Here is a 19,294-nt window from a genome sequence, read left to right as displayed (position 1 = left end):
GGTGAACGCACCCGCCATCGGTACCGACCCCCGGCTGCGCGCCGCGCTGCGCCGTCTGGACCTGCGCATCGTGCACCGCCTGGAGGGGCTGCTGCACGGTGAGCACCTCGGCCTGCGCCTGGGGCCGGGTTCGGAGGCGGCCGAGGCGCGCCTGTACCAGCCGGGCGAGGACGACGTTCGGCTCATGGACTGGTCGGTGACCGCGCGCACCGACACCCCGCACGTGCGCGACCTGGTCGCCGACCGCGAACTGGAGAGCTGGACCCTGCTGGACCTGTCGCCGAGCATGGACTTCGGCACGGGTCTGCGCTCCAAGCACGAGGTGGCGGTCGGGGCGATGGTCGCGGCCAACCTCCTCACCCAGAAGGTGGGCGACCGCTTCGGCGCCCACTTCCTGCACCGGGGCGCGATCCGGCGCTGGCCCGCGCGTTCGGGCAAGGAGGCCCTGCTGGCGCTGCTGGCCACGGTGGCCGCGGCGCCGAAGGGGGACGAGCGCGAGCCCTCGCCGCACCGGGCCACCCTGGCCGACGCCATCGGCGACCTGGTGCGGGTGCGCCGCAGGCGCGGCCTGCGGGTGGTGGTCTCCGACTTCCTGGACACCCCCGCCTTCGGCGGCGAGGTGACCTGGGAGCGGCCCCTGCGCCAGTTGGCCGCGCGCCACCAGGTGCTGGTGGTGGAGGTGGTCGATCCGCGCGAGCTGGACGTGCCCGAGGTGGGCGACGTGACGCTGCGCGATCCGCGCACGGGCATGGTGCGCGACGTGCGGCTGACGCGGGCGGTGCGCGAGCGCTACCGCCAGGCGGCCGAGGGGCAGCGCCGCGCGGTGCGCGACGCGCTGCGCCGGTGCGGGGTGCACCACCTGACGCTGCGGACGGACCGGGACTGGGTACTGGATACGGCACGCTTCGTCATGCACCAGAGGCGTACCGCGCACCACCTGGCCCGCCACACCCCGGGGACGCCCCGGTGAGCGCGGCGGGCCCCACCGAGGGACCGAACGAGGGCGCGGGCGCGGACCCGCGGGACAGAGCCGAGGCACGGGGGATTGAGTCATGACCTTCCTGGAGCCCCAGAGGTTGTGGTGGCTGCTCCTCGTCGTCGTACTGGTCGCCGCGTACGTGTTCGCGCAGACCCGGCGGCGCGAGTACACGATGCGCTTCACCAACCTGGCGCTGCTGGACCAGGTGGCGCCGCACCGGCCGGACGTGCGCAGGCACGTGCCCGCGGTGCTGTTCACGGTGACGATCGGGGTGCTGATCGCCTCGATGGCGCTGCCGGCGATGCCGGTGCAGCAGCCGCGGGAGCGGGCGACGATCATGGTGGCGGTGGACGTGTCGCTGTCGATGGCGGCCAACGACATCGACCCCAACCGGCTGGAGGCGGCCAAGAAGTCGGCCCAGGGGTTCGTGGAGACGCTGCCGGACCGGTTCAACGTGGGTCTGGTGGCCTTCTCCTCGACGGCGACGGTGGTCTCCTCGCCCACCCATGACCACCAGGCGGTGATCGGGTCGATCCAGAACCTCCAGCTGGGTCCGGGCACGGCGATCGGCGAGGGGGTGTTCGCCTCGCTGGAGTCGATCAGCAGTTTCGACGAGGACGCGGACGTGGACCCGCCGCCGTCGGCGATCGTGCTGCTCTCGGACGGGGAGAACACCAGCGGCCGCGACATCTCGCAGGCCGTGGCGATGGCGGCGGAGCAGGAGGTGCCGGTCTCCACGATCGCGTTCGGCACGGGGGCGGCGATGATCGAGATCGACGGCTACCAGGTGCCCGCCGACATCGACAAGGAGGCGCTGCGCGGTCTGGCCTCGGACACCGGGGGGCACTTCTACGAGGCGGAGAGCGAGACGGAGCTGGACGAGGTCTACGAGGACATCGGTTCGTCCCTGGGCACCGAGCTGGTGCACGAGGAAATCGTCACACGTTTCGTGCTGGTGGCGATCGTCCTGGCGATGGCCACCGCGGTGACGTCACTCCTGTGGTTCCAGCGGCTCCCGTGAGCGGGAGGGGGTCCGCGGGTCCCCTCCCCCACCGGCCTCTGGTGACGTGGGACACATCCCTTTAGGTGGGGTTTACACCGTTCCTGTTATGTCCACGGGTTAGCGTTGGCATGTTTTGTCCTGCCCATCACATGAGGAACGATGCCGAACACACCCGCAGTGCCGACGGCGATCTGCTTTGACCTGGACGACACCCTGATCGACGATCTCGCCGCGTCGTCCACGGGGCTCCGCGCGGTCATGGATCGGCTCGGCCACCCGGACTTCGGAGCAGCCCGCAGTCTGTGGGACGTGCAGACCGAGATCTCCTTCGGTTCCTACCTGCGCGGACGCCTGAACCTGGAGCAGCAGCGCCGCGAGCGCATCCGGGCCCTGGCCGTCCAGGCAGGCCACTCCGACCTCGCCGACCAGCACTGCGACGAGCTGTACCGGATCTACCTGGAGGCCCACCGCTCGGCGTGGCAGGTCTTCCCCGACGCGATCCCGTCGCTGAACGCGCTGGCCTCGGCCGGATACCGCCTGGCCGTGGTGACCAACGGCATCGAGTCCCTCCAGCACGCCAAGCTCCAGTCCATGGAGCTGGCCCCCTACTTCCACGCCGTGGTGTGCACCGACACGGTCGGAACGGGCAAGCCGGACCCGCGCATCTTCCACACCGCCGCCCAGCGCCTGGGCGTGGACCCCACCGCGTGCTGGCACGTGGGGGACCAGATCCAGGCCGACGGCGTGGGCGCCGCCGCCGCGAGCATGCGCCCGATCATGATCGACCGCCGGGGCCACCAGCGCTTCGAGTCGGTGACCACCATCGCCAACCTGGACGAACTGCTGCGTCTGGTGGGCCTGCCCAGCGCGGCCCCCGCCGCCGGCTCGCTGTGACCGCCGCCTCCCCGGCCGTTCCGGGGCGGCGCGTCACCGCGCACCTGGTCGCCGCCGGTGAGTCCGCGGTGCTCGGGGCGCGCGTGCTGTTCGGCCAGGACCCCGCGGACGTGGTCCGCGGCCTGGGCGGCCTGGCCCCGGACGCTCCCCTGCGCGCGCTGGACGTGCTCACCGAGCTGGCGTCCGCGCCCGGCGGCGCCCCGCTGCACATCGACCGGGTGGTGTTCGCCGAGGCCGGGTCGGAGGCCTCCTGGCCCTCGGCCGCGAACGCGGGTCTGCGGCCCTCCCCCGCCGAACTGGCCGGGGAGGAGTCCGCGCCCGGCAACGGGCTGACGCCGCTGCGCCGGTTCGCCTCCTACGGGATCGTCACCGACTCCCGCGGGAACGTGCTGCTGAGCCTGATCGCCGAGGGGTTCCCCGGCGCCGGGACCTGGCACCTGCCGGGCGGCGGCGTGGACGCGGGCGAGGACGTGCGGGCGGCGCTGCGCCGCGAGGTGGTCGAGGAGACCGGCCAGAACGGCCTGGTCGGGGAGCTGGTCACCGTGTCCAGCCACCGCCGTGAGGGCTCCGGCGGCCACGACATCTACGCGGTGTGGGCGTTCTTCCGCGTCCTGGTCTCCGCCCCGGGCCCGGCCCGGGTGCTGGAGGAGAACGGATCGACCGCCGACGCGCGCTGGTTCGCCCCCGGTGAGGTCGCCGGGCTGCGGCTGTCCACCACGGCCCGGCGCGGCCTGGCCTACCTGGGCCTTTCCGGCGCGTCCTGAGCCCGCGGCCCGGCGCCGGCTCCGGTGCGTCGCACCGGTGGCGCCCGGGACGGGCCGTCAGCTCCGCGGCAGGTCCCTGACGAACACGATCCCGTCGCTGTCGGCCAGGCGGGACGGGTCGAGCGGGGCGTAGCCGAACCAGGCGGACACGCGGGGCGTGAGGCGCGCGTTGCCCGGGTCCGCGGCCAGCCGGGGCGCGTCGACCACGCAGCGCTCCTCCCCCAGGCCGTACAGGAGGCCCTCGACGGTGTCCGGGGGCGGGGTGTCCACGCCCCGGTGCCGGATGGTGCCCAGGGCCGTGGCCAGGAAGGCGTACTCGGGTCCCAGTCGGGCGCCCACGATCGCCCCGGCGCCCCACCAGTGCAGCGGCGGCCCGCCCATGCGCATCGTGCTCTCGCCGCGCTGGAGGTGGGTGTTGTGGGCGTGGACCAGCACCGGGCCCCGCTCGGCGAGGGCGAAGAGGTTGTCGGCCATCATCTGGTCGCGCAGGCCCAGCAGCCGCGTCATCCGGCTCGGCGAGGTGTCGACCGTCATCCCCACGTCCTCCAGCCGCGTCATGCGCCGCGAGGAGGTGTCTGCCATCCAGAAGTGGTAACGCAGCAGGCCGGTGGCGGTGCGCGCGTACAGGCGCGCCCGGTCCCATTCCTCGCGCGAGGTCGCCGAGACCAGGCGCGGCGTGTGCGCGTCGAGCAGCGCCGCCAGGTCGTCGATGAGCATGCGCAGCTCCCGGGCCTGGTCCGAGCGCCCCACGGACTCGGCCGGGTCCAGCATCGCGTCGGGGTTGGTCCACCGTGCGTCCTCGCCCGTCAGGCGGTCCAGCGTCCGCGCGTCGCACGGGAGCTGGTCCGCCTCCACCCAGCGCGCGAGGTAGTCGTGGAGGGCGGTCAGGGCCCGCCGGGGGCTCTGGGCGCCGGTCATCTCCAGCGGGCCGTCGAAACCGGCGAAGCGCACCTGTTCGGCGGCGGGCCTGCCCTCGTTGTGGGCGCGCATCCAGCGCACGAGTTCGCGGTTGGCCGCCGACGCGCCGAACCCGTGACTGAACCCGTGCTCCACGGCCCGGTCGAGGGTGCCCGTGCCCGAGGTGACGTACTCGTCCACGGCCAGGCCCGCCAGGCAGTCGCTCTCGACGGCGATCGTCCGGTAGCCCTCCCGTTCGACGAGCTGACGGAAGAGGTCGTTGCGCAGGTCCAGCAGCGAGTCCTCGCCGTGGGTGGGCTCGCCCAGGGCGAGCAGTCGCGGCCGGTTCGGGAGCAGTCCCATGACGGCGGCTGCCTCGAAGGTGTGTGCGGTGTCCCTGGTGACAGTGTCCATACCCTCAACGGTATCGTTGAAGTAACGGTTGAGGCTTTTTCGGTACAGCGGCGGGGATATGGCTAAGAACCTTCAAAGCGGTGATCGGCTCAGGCCGATCGACCTGGCGCGCGGGCACGGTCTGTCCACGCAGGCGGTCAGGAACTACGAGGAGGACGGGATCCTCCCGGAGGCCGACCGCACGCGCCACGGCTACCGCACCTACACCCCGCTGCACGCCCGGGCCCTGAGCGCGTTCACGGCCCTGGTGCCCGGCCACGGCCACCAGGGGGCGGCCTCGATCATGCGGGCGGTGAACGGGGGCCGGACGGAGGAGGCGCTGCTCCTGATCGACGAGGGCCACGCCCAGCTCCTGGAGGACCGGCGGACCCTGCGGGCCGTGGAGGGCGCCCTGCGCGGCCTGGAGGGCGGCGCGCGGCCCCGGTCCGCCGGCCCGGCCGCGTCCGGTGGCCGGACCGGCTCGGGCGGGCGGGCCGGGGCGGCCGCGCCCCCACGACCGGACGAGGAGCCCGGCGCCACGTTCATCGGGCCGCTGGCGGACAGGCTCGGCGTGCGGCCCGCGACGCTGCGCGCCTGGGAGCGCGCCGGGCTGGTGCGCCCGCGCCGCGACCCGCGGACGGGGTACCGCGTCTACCGCGGGGCCGACGTGCGCGACGCCCTGCTGGTCCACCAGCTCAGACGGGGCGGTTACCTTCTGGAACAGATTTCCCCGCTGATCGCCCAGGTGCGCTCGGCAGGCGGGCTGGAGCCGTTGGAGGGCGCGCTGCGCGACTGGCGGGCCCGGCTGTCCGCGCGCGGGCGGGCGATGCTGTCCGGGGCCGCCGAGCTGGAGGCGTACCTGCGCGAACGCGGATGAGGCCCCGGCGACCGGTCGGAGAGGGCTTGGAGAGCAGCGGCGCCGTCGAGCACGGGGGCCGCCCGCATGGTCGTCGCCTCATCCGGGGTTCGGGCATTCCACCGCTTCGGGTGTCTCGTGGCAGGCCACGACTCGGACGGGCCGCGGTCCTATCGACATGGCCCAGTACTGTTCGGGGTTCTCGGGGGAAGCCTCCACACGGAAGGGCTTGTCCCCGTCGCGCAGGACGACCTCGCCGGAGTTCTCCCGGGCGTCGATGTGGTGCGCCCGGAGCTCCCACTCGCAGGTCTGTCCCGCGGTGAGAGCCTCCACACGGAGCCCGCCCGGTTCGAGCCCGCCGCCGACGTCGATACGTCGGCGGCTGAAGTAGGGCTGGCCCTGTTCGAGTCCTTCGTCGGAGATCAACAGCAGCGGATCGTCGTGGGTGAGGTCGACGACCACACCGGAGTAGGCGGACTCACCGGCTGTCGGGAAGTCCACGACGGTCGTGGCCGTCGGTTCCGCGCAGGAGATGTTGACGGGTTCCATGTCCACGATGCTCACCTGGGAGCTGCGCGCTGACATGAGGGTCATGGTGAACACGGCCGTGCCGACCCGGGTGGTCGTCGGTGTTCCCTCCCAGGACCATCCGCCCGGCGGGGTGAGGTGCCCCGTCGTGAAGGTGCCCGGGATCAGGCGCCCTCCCAACGCCTCCAGGAAATCCCAGGCTTCGACACGTTCGAGGGTTCCCAGCTCCTCGGCCTGCTCCGTGGTCAAGGGGCGGTCCAGGACCACTTCGAAGCTTTCCGGGAGCGAAGTGTCGTAGGCGACCGCGTTGGTGAACGGGGGGCTTCCCCGGTCGATCGTGGTCTGGGCAGCCCGTTCCTCGCGTAGCCGGGCCTCCGCGGACCACAGGTCGTAGGCGTAGGTGCCCGCGAAGCCTCCCGCGGTGACCAACAGGGCGATCACGGCGGAGATCGCCCAGGCCCGGACGCGGACCCGGGTCGACGCCCCTCGGCCCTCGGGGAAGAACCGCGCCTGCAGGACATCGAGGGTGGTCGGCTTGTCAGCCCCGCGTTGGACCTCACTCCGTGGCCGCTTCCGTTCCGGGCGCGTCGCGTGTCGGGGGCCGCGCAGCCAGCGCAGGAGGGGCCCCCACGTGCGGTGCCCGGACCGGGAACGAGCGCTCGGGCCCACCTCGTGGCCACGGGAGGAGGCCGCGGGGCCGGGCCTGCTCCTCTTCGGTGGACGCTTCTTCCTTCGACTTGCCACAGCGGCGCCTCGGTCTCCCCTGAGAGGTGTGCGAGAACGACATTAGTGGGCCGCGAGTCTCCGCTACAGGAGATGACCGTAAGCGGACAGGGCCTGACCGGACCCGCGGAAGGAGAATCCGCGTCGAAGGATCCACACCCCCGAACCCGCCTCCTCGTTGCGGCTTTCGGGGGACGGAGGAGACAACCGTGCGCCCGGACGGGCGGGCCGGACCCGGCGGTAGCCCGACCCGGCGGTAGCCCGCTCGGTGACCTGTGGTGCGGGGGCATCGGCGAGGCCGGGGGGCGATCCCGTGGGCCGGACTCTGTCCGACGCGCTCCCGGTGCCCTCGAAGGCGTTTCCCGTGTGACCGAGAGAGGTTCTCATGAGCGACAACGTACGACACCAGGCGGCGGACCGAGACGACGAAGAGGGGCCGAGCGCCCAGGCATCGTCTCCGTACCCGGGGCCGCATCCGTTCACCGAGGAGGACGCGGCTCGTTTCCACGGCCGGGAAGCCGCGGTGGACTGTGTGCTGGCGGCGTTACGCGGCCAGCGGCTGGTGCTGCTGCTCGGCCCGTCGGGCAGCGGCAAGTCGTCCCTGGTCCGGGCCGGGGTGCTACCGGCCCTCGCGGACGGCTCCCTGCCGGGCGGCGAGCAGTGGCTGACCGTCCTGGTCCGACCGGGCCGGGACCTGTCGGCGGAGCTGGAACGGAGCGGCCTTCCCGGAGCCGCGAGCGAGGGCATCGGCCGCGCGGCCCAACAGCGCCTCGCGGACGCGCCCGACCACGACCACCTGCTGCTGGTCGTCGACCAGTTCGAGGAGTTCCTCTCCCACCCCACAGCTGAGGGCGTCGCCGCCGAACTGGTGGCACTGACGAGCACTCATCCGGCGACGCGTCTTCTCCTGGTCATGCGCGACGACGCGTATCCTCGCCTGGCGGCCCGTTGCCCGGAGCTGTTGGGCGCCGCGATCCCCGGGCTCGTCAACATGCCCGCCACCTTCACCGACACTGAGCTGAAGGCCGTCATCACCCGGCCCGCGGAGACCGCGGGCGCCCGGGTGGAGGAGGGGTTGGCGGAGGAGGTCGCCGAGGACCTGCACCGGGCCTCCGCTCCGGACAGGCAGGTGTCCGCGACTCTTCTGCCGCCGCTGGCGCTGGTGTTGAACCGGTTGTGGGAGCGTCGCGTGGACGGCCGTCTCACCCGCGACGCCTACACGCGGATCGGCGGTGCCGCAGTGTTCCTCGCCGCAGGGAAGAGCCGGGACCGGCAGTCCGCGCACAGCCCCCGGCGTCGCAACGCCGTCCTGGCCGGGCTGGTCGCCCTCACCCTCATCGCCACCGGACTGGCCGTGTGGCAACGCCAGTCCGTGCTCACCGCACGGTCCGACCAACGGGCCGCGCAGTCCCGCCAACTGGCCGCCCAGTCCCGGGCGGTGTTCGACGCCGACCGCGAACTCGCCTCGCTGCTGGCCGTCCAGGCGTACCGCACCAGCCCCACCCGGGAGGCCACGGCCAGCCTCTACAACGCCGCGGACACAGGCCTCGAAGGCAGCTTCGACACCGACTCCGACGGAGTGGCTTCGGTGGCCTTCAGCCCCGACGGCGCCACCCTGGCTACCGGTGCCGCCGGCAGCATCAGCGGCGACGTTCACCTGTGGGACGCGGCCACGGGCGAGATGATCAACACGTTCCACGGCTACGACACGGTCATCGACGCCTCGTTCAGCCCGGACGGCACCACGCTCGCCACGGGCGACGAGGAAGGCGTCGTACACCTGTGGAACACCAGCGGCGATCTACTCCACACCCTCACCGGCCATGGGAGCTGGGTGAACGCCGTGGCGTTCAGTCCGGACGGCGCCACGCTCGCCACGGGGAGCGCGGACGGCACGGCACGGCTGTGGGACACCGCCACCGGCGAACAGCTCCACGTCCTCTCCGACGACCACGGGGAGGTGTTCGACGTGGCGTTCAGCCCCGACGGCGCCACGCTCGCCACGGGGAGCGCGGACGGCACGGCACGGCTGTGGGACACCGCCGACCACGAGGAGCGGCATGCCATCGACCCCGGCGACGACCTCCCGGTGTACGACGTGGTCTTCGGCTCCGGCGGCGACGTCCTGGTGACCAACACGACCACCACCGTGTCGCTGTGGGACACGCGGAACGGCTCGCAGGTCCAGACCCTCACCACCACCGGCCGCACCCTGGTCGACACGGTGACGGTCGGCCCCGACGGGGCCACCCTCGCCTACGGCCTGACCGACGGCAGGGTACGGCTGTGGGACACCAGCGGCACCGCGTCGCCCCGAACCCTCGTCAGCGGCCTCGACCCGGTGTTCGACCTGGCCTTCAGCCCAGACGGGACCAGTCTCGCGACGGGCGGTCTCGATGACGGTACCGCCCACCTGTGGGACGCGGCCTTCGACGCGCAACGCTACGTCCTCGACGTCGGCGACGCCGGTCGAAGCGATGTCGCTTTCGGCCCCGACGGCACCTACCTCACCACCACCACCTTCCGGGATGCCAACTGGGACGGCACCTGGGACGAGACCGGCACCCGGGAGTCCCGCTGGAGGAGCACCGTGCGCTTCTGGGACGCGTCGACCGGAGAGGAGCACCACACCCTCACGGGCCACGAACTCGACGGGATCTTCTTCACCGGTGTTGACGGCTCGTCCCTCGTCACCACCGAGAACGTCGGCGAGGCAACCGTCCACCTGTGGGACGCGGCCACCGGTGAGAGGCGCCGCTCCTTCTCCGGCCGCGGCAACGAGGTGTTCGACCCGGCCTTCAGTTCCGACGACGACGTCCTTTTCGAGGCTTTCAGCCCTGACGGCTCCGCCCTCGCCCTCACCCACGAGTACGGTGCCGTCTGGCTGTGGGACACGGCCACCGGCGAACAGATCCACACCTTCGTCCTCGGCGAGGAGCCGGTGGCGCACACGGCGCTCAGCGCGGACGGGGAGACGCTCGCGACGGTTCAACACAAGGAACACGGGCAGACCGTGGTCCGGCTGTGGAACGCGGCCACCGGCGAGAGGCTCCACACCCTGACCGGCTACGACGAGGACGTGCTGGTACTGGAGTTCAGCGACGACGGCACCCTGCTCGCCACCGAAACCAGTTCCGGGACCCTGTACCTGTGGAACGCGGCCACCGGTGAGAGGCTCCACACCCTGACCCTGGACGAGGGCTCGGTGTCGTCCATGGCGTTCAGCCCCGACGGAACCCTCCTCGCCACCGGTGTCGGTGTCGGCAATGGGGGCGCCACACACCTGTGGGACACGGCCACCGGAGCGCTGCGCCGGACCTTCCCCGATTCCTCCGACGGATTCGTGGAGCTCCTGGCGTTCAGCCCCGACGGAACCCGTCTGGCCACCTCCACGGGCACGGACGACGAAGTACGGGTCTGGGACGTGGATATCCCGGACGCGGAGGAGGCCGTGGCGCGGATCTGCGGTGCCTTCGGCCGGGACGTCACCGCGGAGGAACGCGCGCGCCACCTACCCGGGCTGTCGGACGATGCCGCGTGTGCGGGCGCCGTCGATGAAGGCGGCACCAGTCGCGACGGCACCTGAACCCCGTCCACCGGCACTCCCGCGGTTCGGTCGGCCTGGTGGCGTGTTCCCTGCCCGCACCCCTAGTAGTACTTCGTTAAGTCTATGATTTCGCGGTCTGGTTCCGCCATCATGGACCCGTGGACCTGACCGCTGTAGAAGAACTCCGTGAGGACCTCGACGCGTTCTGCGCCGAGGTCCTCGCCTCCATCCCCCGTAAGGACTCCCGGGCCTGGGGCAGCTGCTACCTGCGCGGATTAATGCTGGACGGGCGACGCAAGTCCATCCAACCCATGGCCGAGCGCCTGCCCGACGGCAACATGCAAGCGCTGCAGCAGTTCGTGGGCCAGTCCCCCTGGGACCACGTCCCCGTCCAACGCCGCGTGGCCACCAAGGCCAGCCGGGCCATCGATCCGGATGCGTGGGTGATCGATGACTCCGGTATCCCCAAAGCGGGCACCGAGTCGGTGGGAGCGGCCCACCAGTGGTGCGGCGCCCTGGGCAAGCAGGCGGTGTGCCAGAGCGCGGTCAGCTTGCACGCGGTCACCGACACCGCGTCGGTGCCGCTGAACTGGCGGCTCTACCTGCCCAAGGAGTGGGCCAACCCCGCCGATGAGCGCCGCGCCAAAACGGGTGTGCCCGAGCAGGTGGGCCACCGGGAGAAGTGGCGGCTGGCCCTGGACATGGTGGATCAGGCCCGCTCCTGGGGGCTTGAGGACCAGGTGGTGGTGGCCGATGCGGGGTACGGGCAGATCCACGGCTTCCGGCAGGGTCTGGCCGAGCGCGGTTTGGACTACGTGGTCGCGGTACGCGGTGATCTCAACGCCCACCCCGGTGGGGTGGTGCCCCAGGCACCCGAGCGGCCTGGTCCGGGTCCGCGTCTGCCGCGCTATCGGACCCCGGCCCGGACGCTGAAGGAGTTGGCGCTGGAGCGGGGGCGTGGGGCCTTGCGCCGGTGCACCTGGCGGCAGGGCTCACGTGGGGCGATGCGGGGCCGGTTCCTGGTCATGGACGTGCGTTTGGCGGGTAAGTCCGCCCGCGAGGCGGCTCTGGCCCGGGCAGGAGGCCGGGGTGGTTGGGACGGGGTGCTGCCCGCTCAGACGCTGATCGCCCAGTGGCCCCCGTATGAGCAGGCGCCGACCGATTACTGGTTGACCAGCCTGGATACGAAGACCGCGCTACGGCATCTGGTGCGGTTGGCCAAGATCCGGTGGCGGATCGAGCACGACTACCGCGAGCTCAAGCACGGTCTGGGGTTGGATCACTACGAGGGACGGACCTGGCGGGGCTGGCACCACCACGTCACGCTGGTCAGCGCGGCCCAAGCGTTCCTGACCCTGCGGAGGCTGGACCCAAAAAGTCGGACGTCGGTCTGAGTCTGTACCAGGTGTTGGAGGAGCTCCAACGGGTGCTGCTGTGCTGGACCGGCGTGTGCCACACCTGTCACCGACCACTCGCACAGCAGCACCCACCCGACACAAGTTAACGAAGTACTACTAGAAGCGCAGGTCGAAGCGCTCGCGCAGCCACCACAGCCCGGCTCCCGCTCCCAGGACCGCCATCCCGGTGATGACCGTGGGCAGCGGCAGGCTGCACGCCAGCACGACGCAGCCGCCCAGCCCGGTCAGCGGCACCAGCAGCGGCGGGCGGGGCTCGTCGGGACCCAGGCGCAGCGCCGAGGCGTTGGTGATGGCGTAGTACACCAGCACGCCGAAGGCGGAGAAGGCGATCGCGCCGCGCAGGTCGGTGACCAGGACCAGGGCGATGACGACGGCGCCGACCAGCAGCTCGGCGCGGTGGGGCACCCCGTGGCGCTCGTGGACCGAGGCCAGGGAGCGGGGCAGGTGCCCGTCGGCGGCCATCGCGGCGGTGGTGCGCGAGACCCCGAGGATGAGGGAGAGCAGGGCGCCCAGGCTGGCCACGGCCGCGCCCGCGACCACCACGGGGGCCAGCCAATCGAACCCGGCCACCCGGACGGCGTCGACCATCGGGGTGTCGGTGGTGGACAGGCGCTCGCGGCCCAGCACGATCAGCAGCCCGGTGCCGATGACCAGGTAGAGCACCAGTACACCGGCCAGGGCGATGTTGACGGCGCGGGGGATCGTGGTCCGGGGGTCGCGCACCTCGCCGCCCAGGGTGGCCACCCTGGCGTACCCGGCGAAGGCGAAGAAGATCATCCCGGCGGCGCCGAGCACGCCGAAGGAACCGGGCCAGGGCCCCAGTCCCTCCACCTGGGCGACGGCGGCCAGGCGACCGCTGAGGAGCATAGCCACGCACACGGCGGCCAGGACCGCCAGGACCGCGGCCAGCAGGATCTTGATCACCATCGTGGAGCGCTGGATCCCGCGGTAGTTGAGCGCGGTGAGCGCGACCACGGTGGCCGCCGCCAGGGCCTTCTCCCAGCCGGGGAGGAGGTAGGCGCCGAAGGTCAGCGCCATGGCCGCGCAGGAGGCGGTCTTGCCGACCACGAAGGACCAGCCCGCCAGGTAGCCCCACAGCTCGCCCAGGCGCTCGCGGCCGTAGACGTAGGCGCCGCCGGACTCGGGGTGGCGGGCGGCGAGCCTGGCGGAGGAGACGGCGTTGCAGTAGGCGACGATCCCCGCGATGAGGATGGCCACGGGCAGCCAGGCGCCCGCGCCGAGCGCGGCAGGGGCGAAGACGGTGAACACCCCGGCGCCGAGCATCGCGCCCGCGCCGATGGCGACGGCGTCGACGGTGCCCAGGACGCGGGCGGGTCTGGCCTGGGGGCCGGAGGAGGAGGTGGTCAACGGGGTCTCCCTTGCGTGAGTACTCCCGGCTCGCGCCGGGCGGCAACGCTCCCTTCCCCGGACGCCTCCGGTAAAGCACAGCGGTACCTCGGGACGTGACGGCGGACCTCGTGTGCCCGGCTGGCGCACCCTCCCCCGTCGCGGCCTGACCGGACACGACGCGAGGTTCCGGCGCTTCGGGGGCCGGGGCTCGGCTGCGCCGCCGGGGCGGCGGTCGTGTCCGACTTCCGAGTGTGCCCGATCCCGGTGACCACCGGGAGCAGTCCCGTCATGCCGAAGGTGGCCGGTATCGGTCCGTACGGTGTCCGCGCGGTGGCGCGGGCGCCCCGGCGCAGCGCGGCGGGCCCGGACCGGCCCTCGCCGGTCCGGGCCCGCGCCCGCTCCCGTCCCCCGCGGTCGGCCGCGGGGCCGCCACCGGTTCAGGTGGGGCGCCAGGGCGTTCCGGTGTTGTCGGTGATGTCCTCCGCCGCGACCTGGCGGAGCTGGCGTGAGAGGTCGGACAGGGCGCGCGATACCGCGAGCTCCTCACCGATCTCGGGAACGTCCAGGTCCGTGGGGTGCTTGCGGGCCATCCCGTGTCCCCGCAGCGCCGTCCCGTCGTCGGCGACCAGGCCGACCTCGGCCCAGGTGCGCGCGCTGTCGCCCTCGTTCTCCTCGGCGACGACGACGTCGACGTTCCAGCGCTTGGTCGTCTGCATGGCATCGGCCCCCTCTGCGTTGGCGCCCGTGCGGCCGGGCGGGTGTTCGATGTGCGCGTCCGGACCCGGGTAGACCAGGTCGTCGTGGCCCTGTTCGGCGCCGGTCCAGTGGACCCGGTAGGGGGGCTCCCCGTCGGATCCCCCGACGCCGGTGACGACGCCCGTCCTGCGGTGGGCGTCGGCGCGCGGGCTCTCGACCACCAGCTGGTCTCCTACGTGTGCTCGCATGGGTTCCCCCGCAAACGTCGGATACCTCCATCTTCGGCACCCCGGCGCCCCTCGGCGCCGGGGTTGGGCCTTTGTTGGCGCGGGGCTGGGAGGTTTTTGCCGTGTGCCGTGGTCGGGGCCGCCCCTGGTAGCGTCACGGCGTGGCTCAGCACTACTTCGACTCCGATCCGGGCGCCGCCAGCCGCCCCTCCACCGCCGACCTGGTCCTGCCGGACCTGCACCTGCGGCTGCGCACCGACCGGGGCGTGTTCTCCCCCGACAAGGTCGACCTCGGCACACGGGTGCTGCTGGAGTCGGTCCCCGCGCCGCCCGGGGGCGGGCGCCTGCTCGACCTGGGCTGCGGCTACGGGCCCATCGCCCTGACGATGGCCTCGCGCGCGCCGGGGGCGCGGGTGCTGGGCGTGGACGTCAACGCGCGTGCGGTGGGGCTGGCGCGGCGCAACGCCGCCGAGCACGGGCTGGACAACGCGCGGTTCGCGGTGGTGGGGCCCGAGGGCGGGCTGTCGGTGGAGCGGGGCGCGTCCGGGGAGGACGCGCCGGCGCGGGAGGAGGTGGCCGCCCGGGACCTGCTGGGCCCCTTCGACGCGGTGTGGTCCAACCCGCCCATCCGGGTCGGCAAGGACGTGCTGCACTCCATGCTGCGCACGTGGCTGGGGCGGCTCACCCCCGAGGGCGTCGCCCACCTCGTGGTCCAGCGCCACCTGGGCTCGGACTCGTTGCAGAAGTGGTTGGACGGGCAGGGCCTGCCGACCGAACGGGTGTCCTCCCGGGCGGGTTTCCGGGTGCTCGCGGTGCGCCGTTCCGTGGCTTGACGCGGCTTTTGCCGTGGTGTGTCACAGGTCATGCGTGCGCCCACGCACGGTGACCTGTACTCTGTGGCGAACAGATGGCCTCCGGGACCAGCCCGGGAACACCCGCCGAGGAAAACACCGCAGTTGAGCACGCAGTTGCGTCCCACGGACGTCAAACGCCTGAACCGCCAGTGGCGCAGGCGCACCGAGGGGCGACTCGCCCTTCTCGTCGAATCGGTCACCCAGCCCTACAACCTGGGCTCGATCCTGCGCACGGCTGCGACCTTCGGCGTCGACCAGCTCTGGTTGACCGGCAACAGCGCCGACCCCGACGATCCCAAGGTCGGCAAGACCGCCCTGGGCACCGCCGCCAAGGTCGAGCACACCCGGATGGCCTCCACCGCGGACGCCCTGGCCGCCGCGCGCGCGGACGGGTACCGGGTGGTCGCGGTCGAGCTGGCCTCCGGCGCGCTGCCGCTGCACGCGGCTCCCCTGGAGCCGGACGTGTGCCTGGCCGTGGGCGCCGAGGACCACGGCTGCTCCCCCGCCCTGCTGGCGGGCGCGGACGCCGTCACCTACGTTCCCCAGATCGGACGGGTGGGATCGCTCAACGTGGCCGTGGCCACCGCGATCGCGCTCGCCGAGGCCCGCCGCCGGGAGTGGGCCGGACTGGGCGGGGAGGCCGACGCCCCCGCCGGGAGCTGACCGCCCGGAGACACCGACCGCCGGGGAACAATCGCCCCAGGCCGATCGTCTTTATCCCTGGTAGTCACATATCACCACAAAGCGCAACAGGCGCAGAGAGAGGAACAGTGGACCCGTCCCGAAGTACCGGCAGCGTCCTGAGTGGACGCTGCGACACAGACGACGAGCCCCCTTCTACGAAGGGTGCGCACCCTCGTAGGAGTCCGAACCCGAAGCGGAACCAGGCGGTGCGTGCCCGATGATGAGCACCATCCTCAGTATCGCCTTCGGGATCGTGGTGGTCTTCCTGATCACCGTGGCGACGGGTTACTTCGTCGCCCAGGAGTTCGGTTACATGGCCGTGGACCGCTCGCGACTGCGGGCGAAGGCGGCGGCCGGGGACGCCGGGGCCCAGAGGGCCCTGGGCATCACCAACCGGACGTCCTTCATGCTCTCCGGTGCCCAGCTGGGCATCACCGTGACCGCCCTGCTGGTGGGTTACGTGGCCGAGCCCATGATCGGCGAGGGCGTCGGCGAGCTTCTCGGCCTCGCCGGAATCCCCACGGGGACGGGCGTGGCCATCGGCACCGTCCTGGCCCTGCTGTTCTCCACCGTCGTGCAGATGGTCTTCGGAGAGCTCTTCCCCAAGAACCTGGCCATCGCCCGGCCCGAGCCGGTGGCGCGCTGGCTGGCGCTGTCCACGGGGATCTACCTGAAGATCTTCGGACCCGTCATCTGGCTGTTCGACCAGGCGGCGATCCTGCTGCTCAAGGCGGTGCGGATCGAACCGGTCGAGGACGTCCAGCACGCGGCGACCGCGCGCGACCTGGAGAGCATCATCGCCGAGTCCAAGGCCAGCGGCGACCTGCCGCCGGAGCTGTCCACCCTGCTGGACCGCACCCTGGACTTCCACGAGCGCACCGCCGGGCACGCGATGATCCCGCGTCCGGAGGTGGCCACCGTGGAGGAGGGCGACCCGGTCAGCCGGGTCGTGGAGCTGATGGCCTCCGACCACTCGCGCTTCCCGGTGCTGGGTGACGGCGTGGACGACATCGTCGGCGTCATCTGCCTGCGCGACGTGCTCGCGCTGGGCGACCGGGACCTGGCCAACACCAAGGTCAGCGAGGTGGCACGGCGCACCGTGATGCTTCCCGCGTCGCTGCCGCTGCCCTCCGCGCTGAGCCAGCTGCGCGAGGCGGGCGAGGAGTTCGCCTGCGTGGTGGACGAGTACGGCGGCCTGGCCGGGGTCATCACGACCGAGGACCTGGCCGAGGAGCTGGTCGGCGAGATCGCCGACGAGCACAGCCCCGTGGAGGAGTCTCCCTCCTACCTGGAGGGCGAGGGTTCCTACCTGGTCCCGGGCGCGCTGCACATCGACGAGGTCGAGCGGCTGCTCGGCCACGACCTGCCCGAGGGGGACTACGAGACCCTGGGCGGTCTGGTGGTGCACGAGCTGCACCGGCTCCCCGAGGCCGGTGACACCGTCTCCATCGCCCTGCCCAGGCCGCCCAGCGCGCACGACGAGGACCCCGACATGGGGCTGACCATGATCGTCAGCGCGGTGCAGAGGCACGTTCCGCACACCGTGGAGCTGCGCCTGCACGAGGTCCAGGGCAACGAGTCGCAGGAGGCGTCGGCATGAGTGACATGAACGTGTGGGTGGCGCTCGCGCTGACCGCGGTGATCATCGCGCTGAGCGCCTTCTTCGTGGCGATCGAGTTCGCCCTGGTGGCGGCGCGCCGCTACCGGCTGGAGGAGGCCGCCGAGTCCAGTGCCTCGGCACGGGCCGCGGTCAGGAGCGCCCGCGACCTGTCGCTGCTGCTGGCCGGTTCGCAGCTGGGGATCACCCTGTGCGCCCTGGCGCTGGGCGCGATCTCCAAGCCCGCCTTCCACCACATGCTGGAGCCGCTGTTCGGCGGCCTGCCCGACACGGTGGGCTACGTGCTCTCCTTCGTGCTGTCGCTGATCGTGGTGACCTTCCTGCACCTGGTGGTGGGTGAGATGGCGCCCAAGTCCTGGGCGATCTCGCACCCGGAGAAGTCGGCGATCATGCTGGCCGTGCCGATGCGGGCGTTCATGTGGTTCACCCGCCCGCTGCTGCTCATGCTCAACGGCATGGCCAACTGGTGCCTGCACCGGCTGGGCGTGGAGGCGGTGGACGAGATGTCCTCCGGTCACGGTCCCGACGACGTGCGCGAGCTGGTGGAGCACTCGGCCAAGGCCGGTGCGCTCGACCCCGAGCGCCGCGCCCAGCTGGCCACGGCGCTGGAGGTCAACTCCCGCCCGCTGAACGAGATCGTGACGCCGCGCGAGGAGATCGCGTCGGTGTCCCCGAACTCGACGGTGGACGACATCAAGCAGGTGTCGCGGGAGTCCACGCACCTGCGCCTGGTGGTGATGGACGGCGCCGAGCCCGTGGGCGTGCTGCACGTGCGCGAGGCGCTGACGAGCCCGGAGGGTACCACCGCGGCCGACCTGATGCGGCCGGTGCTCACCCTGGCCTCGGAGACGCCGATGTACGCGGCGATGGGCATCATGCGCGAGAGCCGCAGCCACCTGTCCCTGGTGGAGTCGGACGGCGAGGTGATCGGCCTGGTGACCCTCCAGGACATCCTGGACCGCCTGCTGCTGCTGGACACGGCCGCCTGAGCGGGGCCGTGAGGCCGTGAGGGGCCGGGAGGGGGATCTGCCCCTCCCGGCCCCTCGTGCGTGTGCGCGGGCCGGTCCCGGAGACCGGGACGCGCGGGCGCGAAGGGGCAGGGCGCGGTGCGCGCCCTCCCCCTGGTCCCGTCGTCCTCGGGCCCGGACGCGGCGGAGCCCCCCGGGATGGCTCCCGGGGGGCTCCGCGCAGGTGTCGCTAGGCGGTGTTTTTTTGGACCTCCGCTCCGCTTCGGTCCGTGCTCGGGCGCCCGGAGAACGGGAACCTTCGGTGTCTCCGGCGGGTTCGCTCGTTCCTCACGAACCCGCCTCCGCCACCTCCAGAACCCCGTGGGCGCCCGAACCAACCCCCACAAGCTGAGACCGGTTCAAAAAACAGAACCTAGGCGGTCTTGGCCGTCAGGGTCACCTCGATGTTGCCGCGGGTGGCGCGGGAGTAGGGGCACATCTGGTGCGCGCCCTCGACCAGCTCCTCGGCCTTGGCCTGGTCCACGCCCGGGATGGTGACGGTGAGCGCCACGGCCAGGGTCATGCCGTCGTCGGCCTTGCCCAGGCTGACCTGGGCGTCGATGGTGGAGCCGTCGACGTCGACCTTCTCCTTGCGGGCGACGGCCTTGAGGGCGCCGTGGAAGCAGGCGCCGTAGCCGACCGCGAAGAGCTGCTCGGGGTTGGTGCCGGGGCCGTCGTCGCCGCCCATGCCCTTGGGCACGGACAGGTCGACCTCCAGGCGGCCGTCGTCGGTGCGGCCGTTGCCCTTGCGGCCCTCTCCGGTGACGGTGGCGTTGGCGGTGTACATCACGTCGTAGGCCATGGTTGCCTCTTTCCTTCGTGGTCCGTGTTCGGTGTGGTGGTACGGATGGGGGCC

Annotated in this window: 16 protein-coding genes; 11 read left to right on the top strand and 5 right to left on the bottom strand. The window is 72.2% G+C overall.

The window, feature by feature from the left end:
• Position 1: 1 nt before the first annotated feature.
• The 4 genes from AC0VX6_RS13550 to AC0VX6_RS13535 all read left to right on the top strand — a co-directional run bounded on the left by AC0VX6_RS13550 (position 2) and on the right by AC0VX6_RS13535 (position 3,640).
• On the top strand, positions 2 to 970 hold the full coding sequence (locus AC0VX6_RS13550; protein WP_274977888.1) for a DUF58 domain-containing protein: 969 nt from the start codon (positions 2 to 4) through the stop codon (positions 968 to 970).
• Positions 971 to 1,052: 82 nt separating this feature from the next.
• Positions 1,053 to 2,000 carry a VWA domain-containing protein gene (locus tag AC0VX6_RS13545; RefSeq protein WP_274977887.1) on the top strand — a complete coding sequence of 316 codons (948 nt, stop codon included), beginning with the start codon at positions 1,053 to 1,055 and terminating at the stop codon, positions 1,998 to 2,000.
• A 141-nt stretch (positions 2,001 to 2,141) separates the two neighbouring features.
• Positions 2,142 to 2,876 (top strand): HAD family hydrolase, encoded by a 735-nt coding sequence (locus tag AC0VX6_RS13540; protein ID WP_274977886.1) that lies wholly within the window; start codon positions 2,142 to 2,144, stop codon positions 2,874 to 2,876.
• The gene (locus AC0VX6_RS13535; RefSeq protein ID WP_475468997.1) at positions 2,873 to 3,640 is read left to right on the top strand and encodes an NUDIX hydrolase; all 768 of its coding nucleotides are present in this window, start codon (positions 2,873 to 2,875) and stop codon (positions 3,638 to 3,640) included. The genes AC0VX6_RS13540 and AC0VX6_RS13535 overlap by 4 nt, the downstream gene beginning before the upstream one ends.
• A gap of 57 nt (positions 3,641 to 3,697) precedes the next feature.
• On the opposite strand, the gene AC0VX6_RS13530 is transcribed toward AC0VX6_RS13535, so the two are convergent.
• Positions 3,698 to 4,951 (bottom strand): erythromycin esterase family protein, encoded by a 1,254-nt coding sequence (locus AC0VX6_RS13530; RefSeq protein WP_475468995.1) that lies wholly within the window; start codon positions 4,949 to 4,951, stop codon positions 3,698 to 3,700.
• 58 nt (positions 4,952 to 5,009) lie between these two features.
• Between AC0VX6_RS13530 and AC0VX6_RS13525 the strand changes: the two genes are divergently transcribed.
• Positions 5,010 to 5,807 (top strand): TioE family transcriptional regulator, encoded by a 798-nt coding sequence (locus AC0VX6_RS13525; protein WP_475468993.1) that lies wholly within the window; start codon positions 5,010 to 5,012, stop codon positions 5,805 to 5,807.
• Between the two features lie 78 nt (positions 5,808 to 5,885).
• Here the strand turns inward: AC0VX6_RS13525 and AC0VX6_RS13520 are convergent, their stop codons facing one another.
• On the bottom strand, positions 5,886 to 6,755 hold the full coding sequence (locus tag AC0VX6_RS13520; RefSeq protein ID WP_475468991.1) for a hypothetical protein: 870 nt from the start codon (positions 6,753 to 6,755) through the stop codon (positions 5,886 to 5,888).
• A 667-nt stretch (positions 6,756 to 7,422) separates the two neighbouring features.
• Here AC0VX6_RS13520 and AC0VX6_RS13515 point away from each other — a divergent pair.
• The gene (locus AC0VX6_RS13515) at positions 7,423 to 10,623 is read left to right on the top strand and encodes an nSTAND1 domain-containing NTPase (RefSeq protein ID WP_475468990.1); all 3,201 of its coding nucleotides are present in this window, start codon (positions 7,423 to 7,425) and stop codon (positions 10,621 to 10,623) included.
• A gap of 119 nt (positions 10,624 to 10,742) precedes the next feature.
• A complete protein-coding gene (locus AC0VX6_RS13510; protein WP_475464928.1) occupies positions 10,743 to 11,978 on the top strand; it encodes an IS701 family transposase in 1,236 nt (411 codons plus the stop codon).
• 120 nt (positions 11,979 to 12,098) lie between these two features.
• On the opposite strand, the gene AC0VX6_RS13505 is transcribed toward AC0VX6_RS13510, so the two are convergent.
• Together AC0VX6_RS13505 and AC0VX6_RS13500 are read right to left on the bottom strand one after the other, a co-directional pair.
• Complete coding sequence (locus AC0VX6_RS13505; RefSeq protein WP_274977882.1) at positions 12,099 to 13,370, bottom strand: APC family permease; 1,272 nt, start codon at positions 13,368 to 13,370, stop codon at positions 12,099 to 12,101.
• 419 nt (positions 13,371 to 13,789) lie between these two features.
• Entirely contained in the window at positions 13,790 to 14,296 is a 507-nt protein-coding gene (locus AC0VX6_RS13500) for a dsRBD fold-containing protein (RefSeq protein ID WP_274977881.1), read from the bottom strand.
• Between the two features lie 140 nt (positions 14,297 to 14,436).
• On the opposite strand from AC0VX6_RS13500, the gene AC0VX6_RS13495 reads away from it, so the two are divergent.
• From AC0VX6_RS13495 to AC0VX6_RS13480, 4 genes are all read left to right on the top strand, one after another.
• Entirely contained in the window at positions 14,437 to 15,108 is a 672-nt protein-coding gene (locus AC0VX6_RS13495; protein ID WP_274977880.1) for a class I SAM-dependent methyltransferase, read from the top strand.
• 123 nt (positions 15,109 to 15,231) lie between these two features.
• The gene (locus tag AC0VX6_RS13490; RefSeq protein WP_248770342.1) at positions 15,232 to 15,792 is read left to right on the top strand and encodes a TrmH family RNA methyltransferase; all 561 of its coding nucleotides are present in this window, start codon (positions 15,232 to 15,234) and stop codon (positions 15,790 to 15,792) included.
• 238 nt (positions 15,793 to 16,030) lie between these two features.
• Positions 16,031 to 17,413, top strand: coding sequence for a hemolysin family protein (locus tag AC0VX6_RS13485; protein WP_274977879.1), 1,383 nt, complete (start codon positions 16,031 to 16,033; stop codon positions 17,411 to 17,413).
• Positions 17,410 to 18,420: a hemolysin family protein gene (locus AC0VX6_RS13480; protein ID WP_274977878.1), complete on the top strand. Its 1,011-nt coding sequence runs from the start codon at positions 17,410 to 17,412 to the stop codon at positions 18,418 to 18,420. Before AC0VX6_RS13485 ends, AC0VX6_RS13480 begins: the two co-directional genes overlap by 4 nt.
• A gap of 391 nt (positions 18,421 to 18,811) precedes the next feature.
• Here the strand turns inward: AC0VX6_RS13480 and AC0VX6_RS13475 are convergent, their stop codons facing one another.
• Positions 18,812 to 19,240 (bottom strand): organic hydroperoxide resistance protein, encoded by a 429-nt coding sequence (locus tag AC0VX6_RS13475; protein ID WP_017567433.1) that lies wholly within the window; start codon positions 19,238 to 19,240, stop codon positions 18,812 to 18,814.
• Positions 19,241 to 19,294: the final 54 nt, after the last annotated feature.

The sequence above is a fragment of the Nocardiopsis sp. iso_25 genome, assembly GCF_056173305.1.
This window is presented reverse-complemented; position numbering and strand designations above follow the sequence as displayed.